Source organism: Bacillus sp. B2-WWTP-C-10-Post-4 (assembly GCF_009183805.1).
In the GTDB taxonomy this organism is placed as follows: Bacteria; Bacillota; Bacilli; order Bacillales; family Bacillaceae_G; genus Bacillus_A; species Bacillus_A cereus.
Window position 1 is genome coordinate 1 of record NZ_WEII01000028.1, and the last position, 25,964, is coordinate 25,964.

Here is a 25,964-nt window from a genome sequence, read left to right on the forward strand (position 1 = left end):
ATATATATGAATAATATTATTATAAAATTTACAAATAGAAAAAACCAAAGGGGCCCCTTTGGTTTTTACATTTTTTTATGTTGTTTAGAAATTTTCTTCCATTTATCACGCTCTGCTCTGGCAAGGATTGCATCTTGTTTCCTCATAAAATACGCCAGTTCTCTTTGTAATTTTTTATAGCTTTTCAAACGATCTATCGTAATAAGTCCGTTTTCAATTGCACTATACACCGCGCATCCTGGTTCATTCTCATGCTTACAATCACGGAAACGACATGTTGTCGCAAGTTCTTCAATATCAGAGAATGCTGTTTGAATCGCTTCGCTGCCTTCCCAAAGTTGCAATTCCCTCATGCCAGGCGTATCAATCACGAGAGCGCCACTAGGCAATTGGAATAATTCTCGATGCGTTGTCGTATGCCTCCCCCTACTATCCTCTTCACGTATATCTCCCGTTTTTGCTACATCAATTCCTATTAGAGCATTTAACAAAGTTGACTTTCCTACCCCTGATGATCCAACTAAAGCAATTGTTTTCCCTGAAGAAACGAATTGTTTCAACGAATCTATACCTGTATGCTCTAAACTATCAACAACGAAAATAGGAACACCAATTGCTATAGCTTCCGTTTCTACAATTTTCTCTTCCACATCATTACATATACTACTCTTTGTTAAAACAATAACTGGCATAGCGCCGCTTTCATACGCTAATAATAAATAACGTTCCATCCTTCTAACATTAAAATCATGATTAAGTGCATTCACTAAAAATAAATAATCTACATTTGCTGCTATAATCTGTTCTTCTGTTCTTGTTCCAGCCTCTTGTCTTGAGAAAGAGCTTCTTCGCTGGAAAATACGATGAATAATCGCTTTCTTTTCATCTTCTATTTTCTTTATATACACCCAATCACCAACTGCTGGATAATCGCCTTTCGTAATCGCTTCATGCCGAAACTTCCCAGACAGTTCTGCCATATATTCACCATCATTACAAATAATGCGATATATATGCTTATGCTCAAGTAAAATACGACCTACTTCATAATTTTTCTCTGTAACTTGTTCTTCAAAAAATGAATCCCAGCCAAAAGATTCTAAAATATTTTGATTCAAATAAATATCCTCCCTAGTTTGTACTAAGTGGAAGGATTGCGAATTACCTTATATAATATCGCCCTTTCCATCCACCTTTGTATTTGGTTGATTATTCATATAAGTTATTTTCGCCATAATACATCACCCCGTTCTTATTTTAATTATTCTCATTATATGGAATTCTCCTATAAAAAGCTACATTATTTTACGTAATTTTCAAATAACTTGTTTTTGAGCATTCTAATTTGTCCTCGATGACTAATTTCATCTTCTAGCACATGAAACCATAGTTAGGCCACTTTCTTTCTAACATGAGCCACTCATCACCTTGTTCACTTAAATACTTCAGAGATTCTTCTCGAACACTTTGTAGAAGTTGTACATAATATTGTATTTCATGACCACGGATTGCTCTACCCGCTTCCCCTAAATACAGTGCATCTTCCCATATTTCTAATTCTTCTTTTGTAAAGTCATGATCTTGAAATGAAATAAGCTGATGAACTTTTTCAATAGCTGCTATATGCTTTAATAAGGCGCCAATTGAATTTCCGCTGCTTTGCATAATTAAATCTAATTGCTCAACTGATAAATTTTTTACTTCGCCTAATGTTACAGCTCTCGTATGCTCAAGCAGGCTTACTAATTCCCCTATTTTTTTGTATAACCATCTACACTTCTTATTCGATAATCTATATTCATATCACGCACCCCTTTCTGCATTCATATTATTGTAAAAATGATTCATATAATAGACTGAAATCTATCTAAATTTTCTGTTATAATTAATTTGAATACAAAATATACCCAAACAAACTTTCTCAATATGCTTATATGAAATATTAAAAGGAATCAATATAAAATAATCGAATCTTATTCACTAAAAGGAGTGGATTCGATGGAAATGTATCAATGGCTAACCGCTGTTCTCGTTGGTGGCATTACCGGCTTCGTTTCCCATCTAATCAATAACCAAGGTAAGTTATTGCTTCCACGCCGTTTGAAAACATTTTTTCATTTTGGATTTTTAACTGATATTTTTACTGGTAGCCTAGCCGCACTTCTTGGGCTCGTTTTATTCGATGTCACCACAATAAAAGAAATTATAAAAGTATCCATTGTAACTGCTATTTCCGGTCAAACTTTTTTACTACATCAAGCTCTTGGTGGCGAACAGGCTAAAAATACGCAAATTGGGAAAGCTGATGAGAAGATTCAAGAAATTGACAAATTATTGCGACGTTAGTGTATACTTTCTTTTAAAATTATTGTTATAATGAGAAATAAATATTTTCTATTGCGTCGTTTGTCAGGAGAAAGGGTGTTTCGTATGACAAAAAAGAAAATAGAAGATTTCTTAACAAACTCCGAAAAAGAGGAACTGCTAGAAAACTATAAATGTTTACGAGAAGCCCGCACAAAAAGCGAAGCTAACTATTTTGGCGAAGCAGTAAACCATCTATTAAATAAAGCAAAACAACGAATTATAAAAGATGCAGGTATACATGATGAAAATGCTGCAACTGTTCAATCAAAGAGAAAAGCACTGTTTTAGCTACATTAGCTAAAACAGTGCTTTTTATTACAATACTTTTCACATTACTTTCACATCTATTTCACAAATATAAGTAGTCCGATATGCTAAACTAAGTATATCCTTTTCCAAGGAACTATATGCCGATATATAAATCCCTATCTTTATAGGGATTTTTATTTTTTGATTCCTCATAACTTTGTTACAATACATTTCTTCTACTATTTCTATACTTTTAGTAACCACTTTAATTAAAAGCACATTCATGTATTCACACTCTTATTAATTCTGATTTACGAAATATTTATACAAGCTTTATGATGCAATTCCTGTTTCACTATTTTCAGTAATTTTTTCACTTTTTCTAAACAAAAATAAAGCTCCTATATATAGTAACGCAGTAAAACTACCTATAAGTATAAAATTGTGAGATATTGCAAATAACATTCCAGCTATTGCCGCACCAATCATTTGACCAATGTACATAGAAGCATTTGCAAGCGCGGCTCCTGTTCCTCTTGCTACACTAGACATGTTTTGTAAGTGCCTCATCATTAATACAAACAAAATTCCTGTCACAAAAAATAAAGCAAAGAACAATAACTCCACCAATACAATGTTCTTTACATGAGGAAGTAATACATATAGCACTGCTGTAAATATAATTCCACCATAGAAAGAAAGGTTATAACCAATTTTATTTACGATTCTAGGACCAAAAATATTAGCAATTAAATTTCCTAATCCTAATACGAGCATAGCTGTACCTACTTCATCAACTTGTAAGCCAAATTGAATGGAAAGCCATACACCAAAAAATGAAAATGCAGCAAAATTTCCGGTTTGAAAAACAAAGTATGCAAAATAAGAAAGTGAAACCTTTGAATCTGTAAGTAATTGTTTATAACGCTGTAAAATCGCTTTTTTATTTCCACCTATATGAACCGACTGTATTTCTGGTAATACAACATAAATAAGAATGACAAGTAGTGCTGATAATATACCAATGAAATAGAATGGAATTGTATAATGTATCGTTGCTAAATAAGCTCCCAGTGGCAGCCCTAAAATTTGAGAGATTGATAACCCTGCTGTTGCAACCCCAATTGCTTTCACAATTTGCTTCTTCTCTATAAGGAGCGGAATAGATGCCCACACTTGTGGAGATACAAAAGCTGCACTTACACCTGCTAAAAATCTAAATGTTAGCATCCATAAAAAACTCGGTGCAATTCCACAAAAAAACGTACTTATTGCAAAAAAACTCATACCTAGTACCATTACTTTTTTTCTGTTTAATCCATCTGATATAGGACCAGCCACAAGTGCAAATCCAGCATACCCTAAAGCATACGAACTCACCATCCATCCTGACAACTCAGTTGAAACATGATACGCCTGTTGCAATGTCGGCAACAGTGGTGAAATTAAGAAAGTATCTGTACCGATCATAAACATTATCATAAAAAATACAGCTAGTACTCTGTTCATTTAGACCTTCTCCTTATATAAACAGAGGGTACTCTCCCTCTGTTTAACTAATCTTCTAAAATAGATTGGATTTCTTTCATGACTCTTTCATTCAATGCAACATCTACCGCTTTCACACTTTCTCTTACCTGCTCTGCCCGCTTTCCACCAGGTATAACAGTATCAATCCCTTCTTTATTTAATAACCATGCTAACGCTAAATGAGACACTTCAATATCATTTTCTTTAGCTAGCCCTTTTAACTTATTCACTTTCTTAAAATTACTCTTATATGTATTTTCTTCAAATAGATTTACATTTTGACGCCAATCGACTTCATTTAATTTAAAATCTTCTGTATATTTTCCGCCTAATATTCCAAAAGCAAGAGGCCCATATGGAATAAATGAAATACCCGCTTCTATACAATACGGCAACAGTTCTTCCTCAGCTGTACGTTCTAACATATTGTATGGAGATTGTACAACATCTATATGACCATGTTGATTCGCCTCTTTTAATTGTTCTATGTTTACGTTCGATATTCCAATTGAACGAATTTTCCCTTCTTCTTTTAAATGAGTAAGCTCTCCGATTGAATCTATGTAACTTGTTTCAGGATTTGTAAAGTGTAAATAATATAAATCAATATATTCAGTCTGTAATCTTCTTAAGCTATTTTCCACAGCATTCCTTAAATAACTTGGTTCATTGTTAATATAAGTTTCTCCATTTAACAACGGTTGAATTCCACCTTTTGTAGCAAGTATAAACTCATGACGTTTTCCCTTTAATACTTCTCCTACTAATTCCTCCGATCTACCGAAACCATATGAATCTGCTGTATCAAAAAATGTAATCCCTTGCTGAATAGCTTCTTCTACTAATCGCTTTCCTTCTTCTTCATTCACATCAGCATATAAATTATGTCCCCCTACTGCATTTGTACCTAAACCCAACTTTGAAATATTTAATCCTGCCTTTTGCAATTTTATATACTTCATTTTTTCTCCCCCTATATTTCTATTGTTCGAATATATTCGAACAATAGAAATATACCACTTTATATGTTATAGTGCAAATATCTTAACTTATACAAGTAGGTGAAATATGCGTACACTCTATCATCCAAATCGAGAAGAAATTCAATTTTCTTCTGTCTTATATGCACTTAGCGATCAAATTCGTTTACAAATTGTAAATATGTTACTAGAGAAAAATGAACAATCTTGTGGTGCTTTAAACATCCCTGTTGCAAAATCAACTTTATCTCACCATTTCAAAGTTTTACGTGAGTCAGGTGTTATGTACACGCGCCTTGAAGGAACACAACGTTTCATTTCAATTCGTGAAGAAGATTTAAACGCTAGATTCCCAGGTTTATTACAAGTTGTATTACATGCGACAGAGCCATATTAAAAAAACATCTCATATTCATATGAGATGTTTTTTTAATATGGCTATTCTTTTAATAAATCTATTAATCCATTCCCTTCAGATGTACGTTCGTACCCTAAAGGTACAGTTCTTTTAATGAGTTGTGCATATATTTCCGGCTCCGATAACTTTCGACCGTATTCTTTCTCACACTGTTTAATGAGCAAGGCGAGCGCTCCAGCAACATGCGGCGTCGCCATGGAAGTTCCACTTAACACAGCATATTTTCCTTCTGGATACGTAGATAATATTTCATCACCTGGCGCTACTAGATCAATTTCTTGATTTGAATTACTAAAACATGCAATCTTCCGCTCTAAATTAACGGCACCAACTTCAATTACCTCGGAGTACGCACCCGGAAAGTCTAGTTCCTCTGTTTCATCATCGCAATCTCCATTATTTCCAGCAGCACATACAACGAGAACATCCTGCTTTACCGCATTTTGAATTGCTTCATGTAATTCTGGAACATCTTGCGGACCACCAAGTGACATTGAAATAATTCTCACTTTCTCTTGATTCGGCCCTCTCCAATTTACAGCATAATGAATTGCCTCAATAATTTGCTCATAACTTCCAGAACCATCTCCCGCTAAAACTTTTAATACTAACATTTTAGCAAGTGGTGCAACTCCTAATACACCGACACCATTTTCAGTCGCGGCAATCGTTCCCGCAACATGAGTACCATGCCCGTTATTATCAAGATACACATTTGGATCAGCTTCATAATCTTTTGTGAAATTTCTTCCGCCGATAATACGATCTTTTAAATCTATATGATTAGTATCACACCCTGTATCTAATACGGCAACGACTACATCTTGCCCCTTCACACTCTTTTCCCATACTTGCGGAGCGTGAATCAGTTGTACACCTGGTGGAATTTCATTTACTTGTTCTACCACCTTATTTACGGTAAACGGAATCAATTGTATACCTTTTTGTTTATTCACTGTACTACTCATCGTAATCCCTCCTGAAAATGTATTATTTTCATTTCAGACCACTTTTGAATACGTGTAAATGTAACATTCGTTTTATTCTTTTTGTTTTCCTTCTTTTCAAATATTTCTCAACATCATTTACTACCTCTATAATACTTCTTTATTTTCCCTATGATTTGTAGGAAGTAACAACCCGAGTCGTTCAACTACTAACCAAAATAAGAGGACCAATTAATGGTCCTCTTACAGTCTTTTAAAAGAATGATATGTATTTGAAAAATAATATAAATTAAGACTAAACCTCACTCTTGTTTAAAAACTTTTCTATTTCTTTTACTAAATATTCCGCTCCCTCTATGCCAACTGTAATATTTCCATTTGCTAATGTAATATTCTGCCCTGAAACATCACCTGTGATTTGGCAAGCATTGTAAGGTTGATATTTTTGTAAAATGATTTTATCTGCTTCTACAAAAATTTCAAGCGGTGATTTGATTTGTATTCCCAATACATCGCGTAATTCTTTAGGGATAACAATTCGTCCTAATTCGTCTACTTTTCGAATAACTCCTGTTGCTTTCATATTTCTCCCCCCTTACTCTCTATTAATTTTTTCACCTCGCTTTTTCCATTTTATCACTTTTTGACAATACTTGCCTCTTTTTAGAAAATTTTGTACTCGAGTTAAAAAAACACATTTAATGCATACGTAATCTCTCTTTTAATTGTTTTACATAACGGGATCTTATAAGTAAGAAGTATACAACTTGAATAACTATGAAAATACTTAATACAACTGTATTTTCTTTAAACAATGAGTACTCAAACATTTGCCCTAACGCCGTTAAGGCTACTGCTCCATGTAATGTTGCAACACCAATTGGAACGAAGAATAAAAGCGCCAATCGAATTGTAACTACCTTCGATAATTCCCTACTTGTCAATCCAACTTTACGAATCATTTCGAACAAACGAACATCATCCTCCAAATCGGAGAATAAACGGAAGTAAAGGAAACTTCCTGCGCAAACGAAAAATACTATACCTATAAAGAAACCTACAAATAAAATCGGTCCTGCAATTTGTAAACTTTGGTTTTGCTCGTACTCTTCCGCACTAAACGTTGAATATTCTTGATACGGTTTAATTTGATGCGTAAGCTCTTTACCAATTTCAATCTCATCTTTCGTTCTTTCAGTTTTATACATATAATCTTTTGTCTCTATAAACCCATCTTGTAATGAATCATATTGACTATTAGAGATTACATAAACATTTCCTCTTAATATTTTCCCCAATGAAGATGAAGTAACTTTTTTCACTTTTAAATTTTCATTCATATTAGGTAAAGTAATTTCTTTTCTTTCTTTCATCGTTGGCCCTGGTATATTAGCTGACAAAAATACAACTTCTTTATTTGCTACAGTATTAAATGGTTCTTCTGTTAACTTTGCATATTTCTTATAGTCTGATTCTTTTATAAAAATGGCACTTCTTAACGACTGTTCCTCCGTTTTCTTTGTCGAAATATTAGTTTTTGAAGCTGCTATACTATGTTTCTTTAATCCTTTGTCAATCATTTGTATATGCTGTGATTCGTTACTATTCCCTTGCTTAGAATGGTAATGAAACGAAATCGGTCTCTCCATTATCCCTTTCGTCATGGATGCGAAGCCAACTAATGTCCCTATTGCGGAAAATGCTACAGTAGAAATAATGGTTACAATAAAGAACATTCTTGCGTTATCTCTCATGCGATACGCTAAATCTGATAACGTAATAATATTAGTCTGTGTCCAATAGAAACGTTTACTTTTTTTACATAATCGAATAATAAAGACACTCAGCTGCTTGTACAACAAATACGTCCCAATAATAACTACCGTTGTAACAGGAATCATCATAATAAATACCATTGCTCCATGTGATAGAAGAGCTCCTACATAGCCAGCACTAAGCAATACTACTGCTAATATGGAAGAAATGATTGATGCTTTCGGTTCCGGTTTCGCCTCTGCTGATCCTCTAAACAACTTCATAATCTTATTTTTACGAATCATTCCTGCACTAAACAATGATATGATCATAAATAAAATAAAAAACATAATACTCGTTACAACAATTGCTTTCATCGGTATGTAATAGGATAAGGAGATATCTAGTTTCAATATCATCGGAGCGACAAATAGTAATCCCCCTGAAAATAACATACCTGAAAGAATACCAAAAATAATTGCCCCTATTCCAATCATAATATTTTCAAAAAAGATAAGACGCTTTAATTGATATTTCGTCATACCTAGCATCATTAAAATTCCTAGTTCACGCTTTCTCGTTTTTAAAAACATTCCCATCGAATATAAAATAAAGAAGAATGTAAATAAGTAAATAATAGACTGTGCAAAAGACATACTTACGAATACGTACTGACCTAATTCTCCTGCACTTAATGCCGGATGAAACGCAAAAAATGAATACACAAAAAAGGCCATAATTGCAAATGCACTACTCAAAAAATAGGCTGAGTATGTCCGTCTATTTCGGGTTACATTCCGATATGCTAGTTCTCTAATGTTCATATTACTTCTCCGCCCTTCTACTATCTATGTTTTTATATTAGTAAAGTGCGGAAATACCTTCCATCGATTCAAATGACAAAAACCTTACATTTTTGAAAGGTTTAAAAAAATTGCTTATACGTAGTACTTTATTTATAATGACTACATTCATATTCATACACACATCCTATTGTATATTCGTTAATTTTGCGAAATAATAAAGGATAGAAGTATGTACCATTATACATATAAACTTAATTACCGCTTTAATATGAATAGGAGGAAACATAATGACATTACAAGAACAGATTATGAAAGCATTACATGTTCAGCCTGTAATTGATCCAAAAATTGAAATTCGTAAACGAGTTGATTTCTTAAAGGATTATGTAAAAAAAACAGGTGCAAAAGGATTTGTACTTGGTATTAGCGGCGGACAAGACTCTACATTAGCAGGACGCTTAGCACAACTTGCAGTTGAAGAAATTCGTAACGAAGGTGGTAATGCAACGTTTATCGCCGTGCGTCTTCCTTATAAAGTACAAAAAGATGAAGATGATGCACAATTAGCATTACAATTCATTCAAGCAGATCAATCTGTTGCATTTGATATTGCTTCAACTGTTGATGCTTTTTCAAATCAATATGAAAACTTATTGGGTGAATCATTAACAGATTTCAATAAAGGTAACGTGAAAGCACGTATCCGTATGGTTACTCAATATGCAATTGGTGGACAAAAAGGGCTACTTGTTATCGGAACAGATCACGCTGCAGAAGCTGTAACAGGGTTCTTTACAAAATTCGGAGATGGTGGTGCAGATTTATTACCATTAACGGGATTAACGAAGCGCCAAGGACGTGCATTATTACAAGAGTTAGGCGCAGACGAGCGACTGTACTTAAAAATGCCAACAGCTGATTTATTAGATGAAAAACCAGGTCAAGCTGATGAAACAGAGTTAGGTATTACTTATGATCAATTAGATGATTATTTAGAAGGTAAAGCAGTTCCAGCTGACGTTGCAGAGAAAATTGAAAAACGTTACACAGTGAGTGAGCATAAAAGACAAGTACCAGCGTCAATGTTTGATGATTGGTGGAAATAAATTAAACATAAAAAAGAAGCTAATCTTCATTTAGCTTCTTTTTTATATGTTAACGATATACCCCTACTCTTTTCTCCAATAAATCTTGCAGGCAATCTTCATGTTGTTTACAAAATAACGGTGGCATGTCGTCTAACGGGAAAAACTTCAAATCCAACGTTTCATCACCATCTACTTTTTTGTCACCTCCAACTATTGAGAATGAAAAGAACATCACAATTGACTGGGCCTTGTCTCCATTTGGATATGATTGAAAATATTTTGTATACACTCCAATAAGCTCATTTATTTCTACATCATACCCGGTTTCTTCTTTTATTTCTCGGATTGCAGTTTCCGCAGCTGATTCTCCTATCTCCATTGCACCACCTGGAAATCCCCAAGCGTTAAAGTCTCCTCTTTTTTGCAGTAATACTTCTCCTTCTTTATTAAATACACAACCACCGGCAAAGTTTAAGAAAACATAATCATGTCCTACTTTTTCACGTAATTCTTTTATATAATTGGCCATTCTCTTTCCCCTTTTCATACCTCTTCTATCGCTATTTCTTATCTTTTTCAAGCAATTCAATGATTCGATCTAGCTTCTGGTTCATATTAATCACGTGGTGTTTCTTTGCAGCACTGCTTTGTAATACTCTTCTAATAAACAAAGTAAATGATATGAAAAACAAAACGATAAGTCCGATTACTAAACAAGTATATATCAATGTAAAAATATTACTTTCGAACAAGTTCATTCAGCATTCACATCCTCTCCTTTTTATTTTATCACATAATTCCCAAAATTTTAAAGTGATCGATAAATATAAAAAGAGCATCTTTTACAGATGCTCTTTCTCATTGCTTAATACGTAAATGTAATTGTCGCTAATGAATAACCCGCCAATGCACTGTAAGGCGCTACTTGATAAGACACACGCTTTGCACCTTTTGGCCAATTTATTTCATTTAATACTTTCTTTATATCTTGCATCGTCCCATCCATGGACTGCTTATATCGTACTTCTACTTTTTCTGGTTTGGCTGCAAACTTTTGCTGCAACTTTTGCTTAAATTCATTATAATTTTCTGCTCCGTATTCTGCAGATAAGTATTGTAAATTTGTTTCTTTTAACATCTGCTCATATACGACAGTTTTTGAGCTACCAGCTTTTATTTTATTTGTTAATTCACCAAAATAACTTGTAGTTGCCGCTGGATATTTGCTACGATCCCATTCATGATCTTTACTTAACTGTTCGTCAGACATATTAAAATATGAGTAAGTTGCACGCCCTGCTTTATCTGGTACTGGATCATCAAATGTAGTATCTAGGTGATACCATTTGTTTTCAATGTTCACTAAATTCCACGCGTGAGCTTGTCCGTTTCCTGTGCCTGTTACAATATGATTTTGAATACCTGCCTCTTTTAACAACTCATACGTCAATAATGTATATCCTTGGCAAACGGCAGAACGATTCGCTAATGCTTCATATGCTGTATACGCTTGATAAGACGTATCATAAGACACATGCTTAACAACGTAATCGTGAATAGCTTTTACTTTCTCATGCTCATCCATCCCTGGTTTTACAATTGATCCAACAATTGATTTCGCCTGAGCTTTTACATATTGAGTTTGTTCTTTTGATTCACGGTATTTTACTTGCAGTGTAAACGTATAGTCCCCTGGCATTCCTTTAATGGAATATCTAGTAGACGCTACATTATATTTTACATACTCATCAGCATCTACAATTTTATTAAACTCACCATACAATTGATCCATAATATTTCTAGCATTTCTATCTTTTGTTTTATATGTGATTGTAATATTTTCTTCTCGATTATCAATCTGTTTTTTTAATTCTTTTCTGAAATCATCTAATAACTTTACATCTGATTGTGCTGTCACTGTAGTCGGATTTGTAGCTGCATAAGATACAGATGACGCTTGTAAGCCTCCCATTACTATAGTTGAACAAAGTGCGGCAGCTGTCACATACTTACTTGTCTTTCCCATCTTGTCACTCCTTATATTCTATAACTATACGAAAAAGTATCGTATAGTTTCAGAGTATACAATACTTTTTCGTATAGGTCATATGAGATTATGCATATTAACTAATTCACATAAAAAGGTTGTTCTTTTAAAAAGAACAACCTTTTTTCATTAGCATGTTTGTAATACGCAGCATGTATTTTCAAAACGTTGATTTTTCAAATCTTCATTACTAATACAGAAATATAGCATCCCTAGTTCTCCCCAAACCATATTACAATTTTTATGATCTGAATCAATTTGGAATAAAAGAGTCATTTGCTGAGGGTCTACTCCCATATATTCTCCCGTCTCATATAACACTTCTTCTTGTACAGAGAATGGCTCACCAAACATTTGATGGTTATCGTAGTTATCCGGAATTAGCTCTTCAAGTAATTGCAAGAAACGATCTGAATCAGCCTCATCTTCAATGAAAAGTTCTGGTAATTTGTATGTCAGTTCAAAAGTAATTGCACACTGGTTATATTTCGCTTGTACTTCATTTCCTCTTCGTAATTGCTCTACAGGAACATCATAATAAAGTACACGCCCACCCTCTGTTAGCTTCACATTTTCTTCAAAATAATTTTCAATGCAAAAGAAATACAGCATCCCCGTCTTAGGAAGATTGTGATCCATACCAACGTTTTGTAAATCACTTAAGTTAAATTGCGCGATAAATTGTAGTGGATTTCCTTTATGCTTTGGATATTCAAATAAAGCTGGTAAATCAGGAACTCCTCCCATTTTCGAACTACCTATCGCAACAGTTTCCTGCTGCTTTGGCACAACTTTTATACAAGGAAATACAGTATTAATAAGTTCCTCTTTCAAGTGTGTTAGTTCATATTTATCAATTAATACTTCAATTTTTTTATTCATAAATTCTCCTTACATTTACATACTTATTTATATCATAGTACAAAGATTATACTTCATTCTTTACAAAATCAACAAGCCTCCCAAAAACGGGCTTATCCTTCGTACGCGAACAAGTTTAAAAAAGCATACTATACATTGTTCCTACAAACACGATAGTTCTTTAGTTCTTCCAGTACATTTTCCCCTCGTTCATTTTTATTTTTAATATAAGGAGGAATTCCACATGGGTTACGGATATAGTTGCGGCGGTTACGGTTACGGCGGTAGCTGTGGTGGTTGTGGTTACGGAGGTTTCGCTTTATTAATCGTTTTATTCATCCTTCTAATCATCATCGGAGCTAGCTGTTGGGGCGGCTTTGTAGGCTGCTAGTAAACTTAAAAACCATTGTAAAAAAGCACGTACAATACGTGCTTTTTTGCCATTTCCAAATCTTTTATTTGAAAGGAAGTATGTTTAATGAAGATTGATGGTGTTTTTGAAGGAGGCGGTGTGCGCGGTATTGCGCATGTTGGGGCAATTTGCGCGTTAGCCGAAAAAGGTTATGAATGGGAACGTATAGCTGGAACATCAGCTGGTGCAATTATCGCGGCACTTTTAGCTGCAGGATATTCTTGTTCAGAGCTAAAAACCATTATAACTGATATCGATTATAACAAATTTACGAAGAAAACCTTTATTGACAAAATCCCCTTTATCGGAAAAGGACTAAGTGCATGGACTACTCTAGGTATATACTCTAATGTATTTATAGAAGAATGGATTGAAGAATTACTTCGAAAAAAAGGTGTTCATTTATTTACTGATTTACCGGATCTAAACAAACTCAAAATCATCGCTTCTGATATTAGTAATGGTAAAATGGTTGTCTTTCCTGACGACTTACCAAACTATGGATTTTTAAATTATCGCTTCTCTATCGCTAAAGCGGTAAGAATGAGTAGTACAATCCCCTTCTTCTTTGAACCCGTAAAATGGAGAACTCCAAAATGGAAGCAGCCTTGTTATATGGTTGACGGAGGAATTCTAAGTAATTATCCAATTTGGATCTTCGATTCACCTACCGCTCCTCGCTGGCCGACTTTCGGATTTCATTTTGTAAAAGATGAGATTCAAGCTGACCCTGCTCACTATAACGAGCCTATTTCTATGTTCAAAGGACTATTTAAAACAATGATGCAAGCTCATGATTTACGTCATTTAGATAAGGAATCAAAAGCAAGAACGATTACAATTCCAACAGGAACGATTACAAGTACTAATTTTGAACTGACGAAGGAAGAAAAAGACTGGCTTTACAATTCTGGTTATAACTCTGCTAATAAATTTTTACAAGCTTGGAACTTTAGGCAATATATTGATGAGTATAGAAAAGGAAATCAAGACCGAAAGACAAATCGATTTTTTCGTCAACTTGACTCATAATATTATTACTTTGCGTATAAATACGAGAACGTTTAACAACTTAATAGTAAATAAGCCTAGTAAATTCTTATATTACTAGACTTATTTACTTCCTATATAATCTCATACATTGTTTAAGGATACGTTAAGCCTTCGGCTTCTTCTGCAGTTATAACTATGTAACGATTTCCCGTTCTTAATCCTAACAGTTCTGCTTTTTCAATCGCCTCTTGCTTCGTCTCCGCATAAGCAGCTAAATATTTTTCTCCATTGATCATTTGGCAAATTACATATTGTTTCATTACTTTCTCCTCTTACTTTTTCATTAGTTGTGCAAGTTTTTTTATACCTATTTCAATTTCTTCTAACGTTGCGTATGAATACGATAGGCGCAAAAATTGATTTGCACTTCTATCATATAAAGTACCTGGGTTTAATAAAACCTTTTCTTGCAGAGCTTTATCAAATAAACTGCGATATGAAATGGGTACTTTTATATGTACCCATATATAAAACCCGCCTGTTGGTTCATGCCAAGTTGCTATTTCACGAAGATATTTATCTAACATTAGTAACATATAATCTCTTCGTTTTTTCAATTCACTTCTTACAAATCGCAAATGCTCATCATATAGACCATTTGTAAACCACTCTGCTGCAATTTGCTGGGATATAGTGCTTGAACCATAATCTGTTTGCATCTTTATGTCTGACAATCTTTGAATTACTGGCTCGGGTCCAACAATCCATCCAATTCTTAAACCTGGACTAATTACTTTGGACATGCTTCCAATATGTAGTACGATTCCATTTTTATCATAGGCTTTTAAAGGTTTCGAACTAGGTGCATCAAACCATAAGTCTTGATACACTGCGTCCTCTATAATAGGTAATCCAATTTCATTACATATTTCCATCACTTCTATTCGTTTCTTCGCATTCATACTAAAGTTCGTTGGATTATGAAAAGACGGGATTGTATATAAAATAGAGGCATTAAATTGCTTCTTATATTTCTTAATATATGATGTATGTAACCCGCTTTCATCCATTGGGATTCCAATTAAACGTACTCCTGCTGATTGAAAAACATTAAGCGAATATAAATAGGATGGTTTCTCTAATAAGATTGATGCCCCTTTCGAAAGAAGCCCCATAGAAATAAGTTGCAGCGCTTGAATTGCTCCTGAAACAATTAATATAGAGTCAGGAGATACATATACGCCATGCTCCTTTAAGTATTCGGAAATCTTTTCCCTTAAATAAAGATTTCCTTTCGGCTCTTCATACCCAAGCGTCACATTTGACTTTAAAAGGTTATTCATAATTTCTTTCATCTTTTTCTCAGGTAAGAGACTCGGCGCGAGCTCACCTGTTCCTAACCGAATTACATGTGGGTAAAATTCAGCTTGATTAATCTCTTGAATAGCTGGGAGATTCGGATAATGAAGTCCTGTTTCTACATAAGACTGCCAATTAGGCGGGGGTGCGTAAGTTGAAACATTCTCATTATTATTTACAACAATTGTTCCTTTCCTGCCATTCCCTTCAATATATCCCTTCGCAACTAGTTCATCGAAAGCCATTACAATTGTGCTTCGATTCACACCAAATGTATGGGCCAAATCTCTTTGTGAAGGTAATTTCGTTCCAACGGTCCATTCTCCATTAACGATCCTTTCTTTTATATACGTTTCTATTTGTTTATACAGCGGCGTCGCTAGAGACATATCCGGTTTCCAAACAAATCTTTCCATCATATCACCTTATATTCTTTTTGGTTGGTAACCTCCCCAACCATATGGATGGATACAAATTTTCATTTCTTCTATACAATATACACTATCATAATGAATTAAAATAGGAGGTAATATGATGAGTGAAGCAATTATTCATGGTATCATTCTTGCATTTGGACTTATCATTCCATTAGGTGTACAAAATGTTTTTGTCTTTAACCAAGGTGCGAGCCAACCAAACATTTGGAGGGCAGCCCCTGTAGTATTAACTGCCTCTATATGTGATACGTTACTCATATTGATTGCAGTGCAAGGTGTCTCCCTTGTACTCCTTACTTTTTCTTGGCTAACTAACTCATTATATATAATTGGATTTTTCTTTCTCCTATACATGGGCTTTGTTATTTGGAGAAGTAGCCCTTCCAACGATGTAACACAAGAAAAAAGTATGCCCTTAAAAAAGCAAATCCTTTTCGCAGCATCAGTTTCGTTATTAAATCCACATGCTATTTTAGACACAATCGGTGTAATTGGAACAAATTCTATTCAATACATAGGAAGTGAAAAGTGGGCTTTCACACTTGCAACTATTATCGTTTCTTGGATTTGGTTTATAAGCTTAGCTTTAGCGGGGAAATTTCTAAAAAGACTAGACTCAACCGGAAAGACAATTTTATTATTAAATAAATTTTCTGGTCTCATCATATGGGGTGTCGCACTTTATATTTTAAAACAAGTTATTTATTCTTAATGAACGAAAGAGAATTGCATGTTACTCAAAACATCATGCAATTCTCTTACAAATTATGAAGTAGGTTCTGGTTTCTGTTTTACCGCCTTTGCATCCTTTGCTGGTTTAATCCAAATGATTGCTATGACAGCACCAATGGCAGCGAAAATACTTGTCAAATAAAACACTTCATGGTCCGCCCCTTTCATGAAAAAAGAATATAAAGGTGGTCCAGCTGCTACACCGATAAATCGCATTGAACTGTAAAATGACGTAACTGTTCCCCTTTGCTCCTTTTCAATTCCTTGTGTAATGAGGGCATCTAAACATGGGAGTGCCATACCAATCCCTATCCCCATAATAACGAGACAAAGAAGTAGTAAATAAATCCCTTTTATAAATAAAGGAATGATGACTGATGCAGCTGCCATTAAAAAACCAATATAGATACACTTCTTCATAACATTTTGATTATCTCCAATTTTTTTACCGGCCATATATGAACTAAGTGACAGTACAAGTAACGGGATAGCAAGCACACACCCTTTCCATATACCATGAATGTCATACTTTGATTCCAGTATAGTCGACAAATAAAAGAGAATTCCGAATAAAATAAGCATAATAATTGCACCTAATGCAAAAATGGCAATTAACCATCTTCCTTTTTCTCGAAACGTAGACAGAATAGATTTTATAAACTCTTTAAGTGGTGGTACTTCTCCTTCTTGTTTCTTTGCCTTTACTAGAACAAGTAATAAAACAATTGATACTACGCATAAAATTGGAATCGCCCAAAATGGTAAGAACCATACAACGGCAGCAAGAGCAGACCCTAAAATAGGGCTCAGCACTTTCCCAAATGTATTGGATGTTTCTATGATTCCTAAACCTGTACTAACTTGTTTTTCGTCTTTGTATAAATCACCAACACACGGTATAACAACTGGCATTGCACCAGCAGCCCCAATACCTTGAATCGCTCTACCAATCAATATCCAATTGTAGGGATTATCAACTTTCCAAGATACCCAACCAGTTATCGCTCCTCCTATAGCTGCAATCAGCAAACTCGGAACCATTACCATCTTTCGTCCCCATCTATCTGATAAATAACCAGCAATCGGTATAAGTAGAATGGCTACGATAGAGTAAATTGTAATAATCATGGATACTTGAAACGATGAAATATGTAATTTCTTTTCAATAGTCGGCAGAATTGGGATGAGCATTGAATTCCCTAATGTCATAACAAGTGGAACTGATGCAAGCGCAATTAAACAACAGTTTTCTTTTTTTAACATGTTGGCTTCGAAACCTTTCATCATATATTTCTTACCATATAATAGCCCCGCTGGAACGTAACTTTTCATTCCACCAGGGCTATTACATCTTTACTACTTCCCATTCACAACAAAAGAAATTGGGGAAATTATAGTATTATTCCTATTCTTTGAATCCAGTTCACAATATATCCATACCAATTAATTGAAAAAAAAGAAAGGAAGCATCCTTCCTTTCTCCTATAACCTTCTACAATTAGCGAGTATATCCGCCACCAAGTTGTTGTTCTGCCATCGCTACAAGGCGTTTTGTAATTTCACCGCCTACAGAACCGTTTGCACGTGAAGAAGTATCAGCGCCAAGTTGTACACCAAACTCTTGTGCAATTTCATATTTCATTTGATCTAAAGCTGCTTGTGCTCCATGTGATGCTAATTGATTAGAATTACGATTTCTAGCCATTACCAATCACCTCCTTATTTATATATAAATTGTGTTAAATTCAAATTAAAATACATGGAAATTTTTGGTTATTTTTTACCATAAAAAAAGAGCCTCTAAAACGAGACTCTCACATCATTTCACATTACGAAGTTACTACTTCTAATTTTCTATTTATTAATACTTTCATTTCTTCTTTTAATATCTCTTTTGCATTATGTCCAAACCATTCTAAGGAAGCAAAAAGATCCGTACCTCTCACTTCCTGAATAATCTCATCATAATTTACAATACCTTCAAATAACGGAACCATACCAATACGACTTCCTGCTGCAGCATATACATTGTTAGGTTCAAACACATGCAAATAATCCGCTGAAGATATATTCTTAAAATGGTAATGTAGTGTCCACGGCTTTAATCGATGGAAACTGTCTATTGGATCTGCGCCAGACTCCCATATATGAAGAAAATCAAGATTTATTTTTAAATTCGGATGATTTACTTCTTCTAATAGTTCTATAGTAGAAGGCAATGTGTCCGTTAGTGTATTGGGATGTGTTTCTAACAGCACATACATATTGTGCTGAGCAAACACATCACAAATCTTACGTATTCGCTTCACATACTCTTTTCTCTCTTGTTCCGAGAAGTCCTTGCTCCCTTTTTGCCCAGCAAACGTGCGAATTTTATTCGTATTAAACCAATTAGCTAGTACTACAAGTTGTTCACTTTTCTCTATCGTTTTTTCAAAATCTGCTGATAATGATATATCTAAGTAATCACTTATCATCGTAATTTCTAAGTTTTTATCCTTTAGAAAAGTCAATTCTCGTTCTGTCGTTTCGCGTTCTTGTATATACAAATTTTGTGCATGAGTCCCCCACAATTCAATTCCTTCAAAACCGTTTTCATATGCAAATTGAACAATATCAGTAAATGAAATTAATTGATGACGAAATGAAATGGTACATAGCGAATATTTCATAGCATTAAACTCCCCTATCTTAAATTCAGTTAGCTTATTAAAAAGTTGCGACAGACTGATTTGTTTTCATACCTTTCCATGATAGAAACTGTCTCTCTAATTCCTTCTTAATTTGCAGTTCAATTGCATTCATTTCATCCAGTTTTTCAATAATCGATACTAGCATACCTTTATTATTCGTCATTGCCATTTTAATTGCACGATACTGTACATTTGTAAATCCTTGTACAATATCCTCTACCCGATCACACCAATAATCAAATTCTTGCTCCGAATATTGCAACGTTTCACGGAAGTATGCAAAGGCATGCTCATAACTATATTTACGAATTGCAAGTACTGGTATTTGTTTTACTGCTGCTACAAGTCCAGAAAGCGCATATCCTTCTTCCTCATTTGCCATTTTTACAATTAAATTTTTCAGTTCCATAGTCAGTTCATTGTCGTTCTTTTTGAATGTTTCTGTGAAATAACTAGCTACTGTTTCTTGCGTTGGCTCTCCAATTCCTTCTATATCAATGAAATACCCTCCACCAAATGGGTTATCTTGAATAGAGTGAAGTACTTTTTCTCTTTCCATATTTCCTTCCCAACGAAAATCAGGATCTAGCATGAACCACTCTTCTTCTTTCTCTGTTTTTGATATCATTAAATAATGTGGAAACGGTTTTTGATGAAATTTATTTTCCCTCTCTGGTAATAGAGACATATCAACCATTACAATGACATAACGATTTCCCGGCTTGTTTTCTACTAATTCTAAAAACGTTTCTACATTGCTATCTTTATCTTTTGCACGATCATACCATTCGTTTACTTTAATATCGTACAATTTTTCAAACCAAAGTAAATAATGATCATGGTTAATGTTTTCAGAGTGATATGAAATAATTCCGCCTTCTGTTATATCAAAATCTCCATCCCATAGTCCAAAATAAAATGGACGAAAATCAATGTCGCTACGCCTTTTTATAATTTCACAAAAACAACTCACTAAACAGTGCACTTTTATTGAAGTCATACTCTCATCCACTTTCCTAAAGGTTAGTTATTCACATTTACTTCTTGTAACTCCTCCATAAAATCAAGCAAAGATCCTACAGTAAGAAATGCCTTTGGGTCTACCTCATCCTCTGGAACGCATAGCTTTACATCCATTTCTATGTATACAATAAGCTGTAACATCATTACCGAATCTATATATAAATCTTGATTTAAGCGCATCGTTTCTTCTAAATGCGTTACATTTTTCAGTTCCATTTTTTCTATCATAATTTTTAACACGGCATTCTTTAACGCTTCCCGTCTCATGTTGTAACCTCTCCCATCTCTAGTAACTTTCTACTTACTTTTCCAGTTTTATTTTTAGGAATTTCATTTACACTTTCAATTTCATGCGGAACTTTATAAGAAGGTAAGTGCTGAATACACCATTCTCTTATTTTCACTGGATCAACATGAGAGATCACTTTCGCTTTAACTATTTCGCCCATCACAGGATGTTTCCCTCGATATACAATTGCCTCTTGCACACCTTCCAATTGAAGCATCGTTTCTTCTACCTCTATAGGAAAGACTTTTAATCCTGAGACATTAATTACATCGTCCATACGCCCCATAAAATGAATGCCACGCTCAGATTTATACCCTAAATCCTTCGTAAAAATTTCCTTATCATTCATTTTCACGACGATTTCTTCCGGTGCATTTTCATCTGAACCTATGCTTATACTTGCATGAGGTAGAGGGTTTCCTAAATCTAAATGGCTTTTCATATCATGACATATACTAATACAACCTGCTTCAGAACAACCATATTGCTGCATCATATATGTTGTCATTTTTTTTAGTTTATAAAATAGTGCTTCTGGCAAAGGCGATCCTGATGTCATAATTTTATGAAACTGGAACGTTCCTAATGGAAAACTCCCCATAATGTGTAACATAAGTGGTACTGCATATATAATATGTTTTTCTGTATTGCGAACTATATTTAATGCGAATTTAGGATTTTTGTTCGTAATGATTACAGGCTTGCTCCCCCTCGTAATTGCTGATAACGTACCACATATTAGTCCGTATGAATGTGAAACAGGAGCCATAACGATTGGCACTTCATCTACTTCACAGTTTAAAGCTTCATTATAGGCAGTAATTTCTGTATCAACTTCCGTCCATGCTCTACGAATCAGTTTCGGTTCTCCCGTAGTTCCCGAACTATATTGCAATAAAGAAGGCTCTTCTAGTAAAAAGTTCCCTACTTCTAATTTTGTAAAATCGCCATATTCTCCATATAAAATCCCTACACAATTTGCACGCTTTGCCATTTCAATAGCCGTTTCTTTTGGCGTATCTTCATGTATAAGTAATACTGATGATTTCTTTTCTTTTAAGAAAAACACAAGCGTAATAATATCGAATGGATCTTTCAGACAAAGTGCAAATCTATTTCCTTCTGCTTTTTGAAATTGTTCCATTTCCTCATAAACTTGTAATCTCAATTCAAAATCACTTTTGCTATACTCTTGTTTATTAACGATTAGCATAATTTCCCCCTGTAACAGCTGATTTTTGTTTCATAAGTTGTCTTACTCTATACAATGGATTTGGAACTTCATGAACAAGCGATTCCACATCCATATATAATCGACGTTTCGTTAATTGTTCAGCATAGAATGTAGGTGCATATAATTGAATATTTTCAAATCTACCTTTCAAATGTGGATATATTCTTAAATGATCTTCAATTTCTTCAACAACCATCATCCAAAAATGTTCTTCTTTCAATCCATATTCATCCGCAAGTACGAATGCTAATTCTCCTAAATTAAACAGGAATAGTGCATCTAACACCATCTCTTGCAAACATTCAATGCGATCCATTTCAAAGAAATCATTCATTTTTCCATTCGCATATGTTTTATGCATTTTAGTAAAGTCGGGACATTTGTCAACCGTTTTCAAATATGGACGATAAAACTCAAGCCCTTCATGAAAATCCTTTAACGCAATACGAACAGGCACCCCTTCTTTATGAACTAGAATCATATTTTGTCCATGTGATTCCAGTGCGATGCCATGCTCTACAACAAGATGTATAACTGGTATTATCGCTTTTTGAATAAGTAATTGTAGCCAATCCTTCATTCCATATTTATTCAACCACGCATCAATAATTGGTGTACCATCTTTCTCTTTAGCGTATAAACCATTAAAAGGAATTGCATCTTCTTGTGCATCTAAATACTTATGAATGCTTTCGCGCCAAATACATCCTAATGAACCATATATAGCTTTTTTATTCGTGTCATACGTTACACTGGAAAACTCATTTAACAAGATTAAACGTGCTTCATCCATTAAATAGGCGTCATTACTTACAACATCATTTAACCAATTTGATATTGCTGGTGCACTCACAACAGAGTATGGTTTCAGCGTACGAAGTGTTGAAGTGTTGAGTAAATTCATCGATAATTTAACGTACGGTTTCTTTGGACTCGTAATATTTCTTAATGTTCTCATTGACTGTTGCGCGCAATAATCGTCCTCTGATGTTCCTAAATAAATAATAAATTTCCCCTGTATATGATCCGCATAATTTGAAATGATGAAATTCACCCACTGCCATGGGTGAACAGGTATAAACACGTACTGTTTTGGATTACATCCCTTATTACGAATTCGTTCCATAAATTCTTCTAATTTACGATCGCCAATCTCCTCTTTTAAAAGGTTGTTATACATCACTTCATTCTCATAACCTACAGTCGCATAATTCTTATGCGCTGCAATCCATATGAGTTTTATTGGCTGCATAAATTCATAACCATATTGAAAATTGTCACGATATTGAAATCCAACACGTGCTTTATAACTAGGATGATATGGATGGCCGTCTATTAAATGGCTTTCAAACTCATCGTAAGATTTTTGAGTATATTCTCTCTTATTATTTCTTTCATATTGTGCAATCGTGTCTTTAAATATTGTTTGTTCTAATTCGTGTATAAAAGAATCTAATTTAGCTTGTTCTACACTAGTAACCCGAAAAACTTCTTCTAGAAATTGCGAGACAGATTGTATTTCTTGCTGTTCATCTTGAACTCTTACTATTAATGAGTCTAACGAAATACGTCCAAATGTCATCCGTTCCCTGCCATAGCATTTGTACGTGACACTTTTGCCTTCTTCATCAAGTCCTTGTATTAGAAAAAGAAGTTGTTCTTCTTTTTCTATGCGAACCGGTGTAATAATCCCCTCATAAATTAACGATTCTACTAATTGACGTAGCACTCTTCTTCGTACTGAAATGTAATCTTCTGATTCGAGCGCCTTCAATACTTTCGTATGATACATGTCCACTCTCATAAAACCCTCCACTTTATGACAAAATACCATTATTTGTATTACGTGAAATTTTAACGTTATTTATGAACGAACAGCCACTTCTCTAACGAGTGGATTATGTACTTGCACATAAATAGCTTGCTCCAATGGATTACTTAACTCATCGACATCGAAAAATCTCGTTAGTAAATTTGCTTTACACGCTAACTTATCTTCGTCCAATAATTCTCTTAAAAATGTAGAAGGTTCCCGGTTATATGGAAGAAATGATTCAAGTACAGACCTTAATTCCGAGAGAAGAATTTCCTCCTTAATTAATCCTGCTGTGCCAAAACCATTAATGAGGCCAAACATATGATTGAAAATTAAGTAGTAACGAAATCTCTCATCCACAATATAGTCGTCATATAAATTTCCAGTACGTTCTCCAATACCAGCTAATTCATTATTAAGCATCTCTTTCATTGAATTACAGAAATAAAATCCTTGATTATCACGGAAATAATATTTGACCGGATAACCATCTTTTAGCTGAACAACGCTATTTTGCTGATGAGCTTCTAATGCAACACCATACTGTAAATACATCCATACCATTGGCTTTAAAGAAATATTCATATATCGTCTAAACCACTCTAAGCTTACTTCTTCACAGCTTTTACTTTCTAAATCTGCTAGGCGATGAATAATATTCGATAACCGCGTACGCTCCCCAGGTATAGCGTCTTGAACTAGCCCAGCAATTAATGTTGCGTCGTTTGCATGTTCACTATAAAAAGGATTCTCACGAATAATCACTTCAAATCCAGATTCTTGTGTTCCATAATTTAATGTAATAAAGGCTGGATCACAAATAAAATCAAATCCTGGAAATCTTTCTCGTACTTCACCAATAGCCGTATTTAACATTTCCTTCCCTTCAAGACCACTCTCAAGTTCTTTCAGTTTATTAATACGCATTGAATTCGTTACTTTCACCGGAAATGAAAACTTAAGCATATACTTCGAATTGGGATGATATAGCGTCCTTAGTGATGATGTTGCCATATAATACTTACCTACAGGACCAATATACTCAAGCAATTCTTGAATTATCCAATCTTGTACGTAAGCTTGATGCAAGAGCCATTCTGCCTGAAGCGGATGAATTGGAATTAATGCATATTGATCTTCCTTACAGTACTTCGCTATAAATTCCTTACTAACCATCTCATCATTACTTAATCCTTCTTTTATAACCGTTGTTGTAGAATCTGATAATAATGATTTTTCATTTACTATACTTTTATGTGCCCGAAAATAATGAAGCTGACATTCCCCTTTTAATTCTGGAGAATACATTGCACTTTTCCAATCCAATATCCCCTGTCTACTCTTTGGTGTAGGATGAGTTAAATGCCCAAATAATAAAGACTGCTCCGCTTCTATAAAAGTTGTATGGAAACCGTATAATGCGGATGTATCTTCTATTCTCTCTTTTGTAAATTCCTCAATATTTTGACAACTACGGATAACTCGAAGCATAAGTTCCGCAGGATTCGTTCCTTCTCCGTAGTTGATCGACATCTCTTTTATTAAAAACGTAATAACTGTAACGTAATCTGCTGTAATAACAGAATTACTATCTCCAATTTGATAATAAAATTGTTCTCCAAACAAATGGCGATCTGTTGGTGATTTATATATAACTTCTCCATACAAAGTAACGTTCTGTGCCGATAGCCGACAACATAAATATGTGGGGACTGTATCTCTATTCAACGTATTACTGAAGATACTTTTCATTCTTTCATCCTCTGTAATCCATTCTCCACTCCCTGTTTCTCTTAAATAACAGTTTAAAAAGCTTTGTAATGTTGCATGTTCTGCGATTTGTTTCGCAAGCTGCATGTTGGTCCTCCTCTTTATATTAAAGCTATCGAAATTTTATATAATAAACGATAATTGAATGTCGTTATCAA

28 protein-coding genes and 1 pseudogene are annotated in these 25,964 nt (G+C 34.3%); 7 read left to right on the forward strand and 22 right to left on the reverse strand.

Going from position 1 to position 25,964, the window contains the following annotated elements; all coding sequences use genetic code 11:
• Positions 1-65 precede the first annotated feature (65 nt).
• Both rsgA and GBN78_RS13485 read right to left on the reverse strand, forming a co-directional pair.
• Entirely contained in the window at positions 66-1,118 is a 1,053-nt protein-coding gene (gene rsgA / locus GBN78_RS13480; RefSeq protein WP_001073075.1) for a ribosome small subunit-dependent GTPase A, read from the reverse strand.
• Between the two features lie 182 nt (positions 1,119-1,300).
• Positions 1,301-1,802: pseudogene (locus GBN78_RS13485) on the reverse strand (DinB family protein).
• Positions 1,803-1,998: 196 nt separating this feature from the next.
• Here GBN78_RS13485 and GBN78_RS13490 point away from each other — a divergent pair.
• Both GBN78_RS13490 and GBN78_RS13495 read left to right on the forward strand, forming a co-directional pair.
• Entirely contained in the window at positions 1,999-2,346 is a 348-nt protein-coding gene (locus tag GBN78_RS13490; RefSeq protein ID WP_048372681.1) for a DUF4257 domain-containing protein, read from the forward strand.
• 84 nt (positions 2,347-2,430) lie between these two features.
• Positions 2,431-2,655 (forward strand): hypothetical protein, encoded by a 225-nt coding sequence (locus GBN78_RS13495; protein WP_000162602.1) that lies wholly within the window; start codon positions 2,431-2,433, stop codon positions 2,653-2,655.
• Between the two features lie 39 nt (positions 2,656-2,694).
• On the opposite strand, the gene GBN78_RS30995 is transcribed toward GBN78_RS13495, so the two are convergent.
• Genes GBN78_RS30995 through GBN78_RS13510 form a run of 3 tightly spaced genes read right to left on the reverse strand, consistent with a single transcriptional unit; the run spans position 2,695 to position 5,108 of the window.
• The gene (locus GBN78_RS30995) at positions 2,695-2,901 is read right to left on the reverse strand and encodes a hypothetical protein (RefSeq protein ID WP_001101741.1); all 207 of its coding nucleotides are present in this window, start codon (positions 2,899-2,901) and stop codon (positions 2,695-2,697) included.
• Positions 2,902-2,949: 48 nt separating this feature from the next.
• On the reverse strand, positions 2,950-4,125 hold the full coding sequence (locus GBN78_RS13505; RefSeq protein ID WP_152127469.1) for an MFS transporter: 1,176 nt from the start codon (positions 4,123-4,125) through the stop codon (positions 2,950-2,952).
• Positions 4,126-4,172: 47 nt separating this feature from the next.
• Positions 4,173-5,108: an aldo/keto reductase gene (locus tag GBN78_RS13510; RefSeq protein ID WP_000874082.1), complete on the reverse strand. Its 936-nt coding sequence runs from the start codon at positions 5,106-5,108 to the stop codon at positions 4,173-4,175.
• Between the two features lie 106 nt (positions 5,109-5,214).
• Here GBN78_RS13510 and GBN78_RS13515 point away from each other — a divergent pair, with 106 nt between their 5' ends.
• Positions 5,215-5,523 (forward strand): ArsR/SmtB family transcription factor, encoded by a 309-nt coding sequence (locus GBN78_RS13515; protein ID WP_001259906.1) that lies wholly within the window; start codon positions 5,215-5,217, stop codon positions 5,521-5,523.
• Between the two features lie 41 nt (positions 5,524-5,564).
• Here the strand turns inward: GBN78_RS13515 and GBN78_RS13520 are convergent, their stop codons facing one another.
• The 3 genes from GBN78_RS13520 to GBN78_RS13530 form a co-directional block, all read right to left on the reverse strand.
• Positions 5,565-6,512: a serine protease gene (locus tag GBN78_RS13520; RefSeq protein ID WP_000099756.1), complete on the reverse strand. Its 948-nt coding sequence runs from the start codon at positions 6,510-6,512 to the stop codon at positions 5,565-5,567.
• 274 nt (positions 6,513-6,786) lie between these two features.
• Entirely contained in the window at positions 6,787-7,074 is a 288-nt protein-coding gene (locus GBN78_RS13525) for an AbrB/MazE/SpoVT family DNA-binding domain-containing protein (RefSeq protein ID WP_000648325.1), read from the reverse strand.
• A gap of 115 nt (positions 7,075-7,189) precedes the next feature.
• Positions 7,190-9,070, reverse strand: a complete 1,881-nt coding sequence (locus GBN78_RS13530) for an FtsX-like permease family protein (RefSeq protein ID WP_001025977.1) — start codon at positions 9,068-9,070, stop codon at positions 7,190-7,192.
• Positions 9,071-9,339: 269 nt separating this feature from the next.
• On the opposite strand from GBN78_RS13530, the gene nadE reads away from it, so the two are divergent.
• Positions 9,340-10,158 carry an ammonia-dependent NAD(+) synthetase gene (nadE, locus tag GBN78_RS13535; RefSeq protein WP_000174891.1) on the forward strand — a complete coding sequence of 273 codons (819 nt, stop codon included), beginning with the start codon at positions 9,340-9,342 and terminating at the stop codon, positions 10,156-10,158.
• A 49-nt stretch (positions 10,159-10,207) separates the two neighbouring features.
• On the opposite strand, the gene GBN78_RS13540 is transcribed toward nadE, so the two are convergent.
• The 4 genes from GBN78_RS13540 to GBN78_RS13555 all read right to left on the reverse strand — a co-directional run bounded on the left by GBN78_RS13540 (position 10,208) and on the right by GBN78_RS13555 (position 13,069).
• Positions 10,208-10,669 carry an NUDIX hydrolase gene (locus GBN78_RS13540; RefSeq protein ID WP_000024999.1) on the reverse strand — a complete coding sequence of 154 codons (462 nt, stop codon included), beginning with the start codon at positions 10,667-10,669 and terminating at the stop codon, positions 10,208-10,210.
• A 31-nt stretch (positions 10,670-10,700) separates the two neighbouring features.
• Positions 10,701-10,898, reverse strand: coding sequence for a DUF4083 domain-containing protein (locus GBN78_RS13545; protein ID WP_001048102.1), 198 nt, complete (start codon positions 10,896-10,898; stop codon positions 10,701-10,703).
• 107 nt (positions 10,899-11,005) lie between these two features.
• The gene (locus tag GBN78_RS13550) at positions 11,006-12,166 is read right to left on the reverse strand and encodes a transglutaminase domain-containing protein (protein ID WP_000520857.1); all 1,161 of its coding nucleotides are present in this window, start codon (positions 12,164-12,166) and stop codon (positions 11,006-11,008) included.
• A gap of 150 nt (positions 12,167-12,316) precedes the next feature.
• Positions 12,317-13,069: a YwqG family protein gene (locus GBN78_RS13555; protein WP_001034837.1), complete on the reverse strand. Its 753-nt coding sequence runs from the start codon at positions 13,067-13,069 to the stop codon at positions 12,317-12,319.
• Positions 13,070-13,292: 223 nt separating this feature from the next.
• On the opposite strand from GBN78_RS13555, the gene GBN78_RS13560 reads away from it, so the two are divergent.
• Together GBN78_RS13560 and GBN78_RS13565 are read left to right on the forward strand one after the other, a co-directional pair.
• A complete protein-coding gene (locus GBN78_RS13560; RefSeq protein WP_000540425.1) occupies positions 13,293-13,439 on the forward strand; it encodes a YjcZ family sporulation protein in 147 nt (48 codons plus the stop codon).
• 87 nt (positions 13,440-13,526) lie between these two features.
• Positions 13,527-14,492: a patatin-like phospholipase family protein gene (locus GBN78_RS13565; RefSeq protein WP_152127470.1), complete on the forward strand. Its 966-nt coding sequence runs from the start codon at positions 13,527-13,529 to the stop codon at positions 14,490-14,492.
• Positions 14,493-14,605: 113 nt separating this feature from the next.
• Here the strand turns inward: GBN78_RS13565 and GBN78_RS13570 are convergent, their stop codons facing one another.
• Entirely contained in the window at positions 14,606-14,773 is a 168-nt protein-coding gene (locus GBN78_RS13570; RefSeq protein WP_000816389.1) for a DUF3933 family protein, read from the reverse strand.
• Between the two features lie 12 nt (positions 14,774-14,785).
• Complete coding sequence (locus tag GBN78_RS13575; RefSeq protein WP_098536626.1) at positions 14,786-16,228, reverse strand: aminotransferase-like domain-containing protein; 1,443 nt, start codon at positions 16,226-16,228, stop codon at positions 14,786-14,788.
• Between the two features lie 118 nt (positions 16,229-16,346).
• Here GBN78_RS13575 and GBN78_RS13580 point away from each other — a divergent pair, with 118 nt between their 5' ends.
• Positions 16,347-16,961 carry a LysE/ArgO family amino acid transporter gene (locus GBN78_RS13580; protein WP_152127471.1) on the forward strand — a complete coding sequence of 205 codons (615 nt, stop codon included), beginning with the start codon at positions 16,347-16,349 and terminating at the stop codon, positions 16,959-16,961.
• Positions 16,962-17,014: 53 nt separating this feature from the next.
• On the opposite strand, the gene bcbE is transcribed toward GBN78_RS13580, so the two are convergent.
• The 8 genes from bcbE to GBN78_RS13620 all read right to left on the reverse strand — a co-directional run bounded on the left by bcbE (position 17,015) and on the right by GBN78_RS13620 (position 25,893).
• The gene (gene bcbE / locus GBN78_RS13585) at positions 17,015-18,244 is read right to left on the reverse strand and encodes a bacillibactin exporter BcbE (protein ID WP_033667350.1); all 1,230 of its coding nucleotides are present in this window, start codon (positions 18,242-18,244) and stop codon (positions 17,015-17,017) included.
• Between the two features lie 235 nt (positions 18,245-18,479).
• Complete coding sequence (locus GBN78_RS13590) at positions 18,480-18,686, reverse strand: alpha/beta-type small acid-soluble spore protein (protein WP_000113545.1); 207 nt, start codon at positions 18,684-18,686, stop codon at positions 18,480-18,482.
• 124 nt (positions 18,687-18,810) lie between these two features.
• Positions 18,811-19,653: a sugar phosphate isomerase/epimerase family protein gene (locus GBN78_RS13595; protein ID WP_000877670.1), complete on the reverse strand. Its 843-nt coding sequence runs from the start codon at positions 19,651-19,653 to the stop codon at positions 18,811-18,813.
• A gap of 37 nt (positions 19,654-19,690) precedes the next feature.
• A complete protein-coding gene (locus GBN78_RS13600; RefSeq protein ID WP_152127472.1) occupies positions 19,691-20,674 on the reverse strand; it encodes a DUF6005 family protein in 984 nt (327 codons plus the stop codon).
• A gap of 23 nt (positions 20,675-20,697) precedes the next feature.
• A complete protein-coding gene (gene asbD / locus GBN78_RS13605; protein WP_086409199.1) occupies positions 20,698-20,964 on the reverse strand; it encodes a petrobactin biosynthesis protein AsbD in 267 nt (88 codons plus the stop codon).
• Positions 20,961-22,199 carry an AMP-binding protein gene (locus GBN78_RS13610; protein WP_106822307.1) on the reverse strand — a complete coding sequence of 413 codons (1,239 nt, stop codon included), beginning with the start codon at positions 22,197-22,199 and terminating at the stop codon, positions 20,961-20,963. Before GBN78_RS13610 ends, asbD begins: the two co-directional genes overlap by 4 nt.
• Positions 22,186-24,024: an IucA/IucC family protein gene (locus tag GBN78_RS13615; RefSeq protein WP_001261833.1), complete on the reverse strand. Its 1,839-nt coding sequence runs from the start codon at positions 24,022-24,024 to the stop codon at positions 22,186-22,188. The genes GBN78_RS13610 and GBN78_RS13615 overlap by 14 nt, the downstream gene beginning before the upstream one ends.
• A 60-nt stretch (positions 24,025-24,084) precedes the next feature.
• Positions 24,085-25,893, reverse strand: a complete 1,809-nt coding sequence (locus tag GBN78_RS13620; protein ID WP_001175122.1) for an IucA/IucC family protein — start codon at positions 25,891-25,893, stop codon at positions 24,085-24,087.
• Between the last annotated feature and the right edge of the window lie 71 nt (positions 25,894-25,964).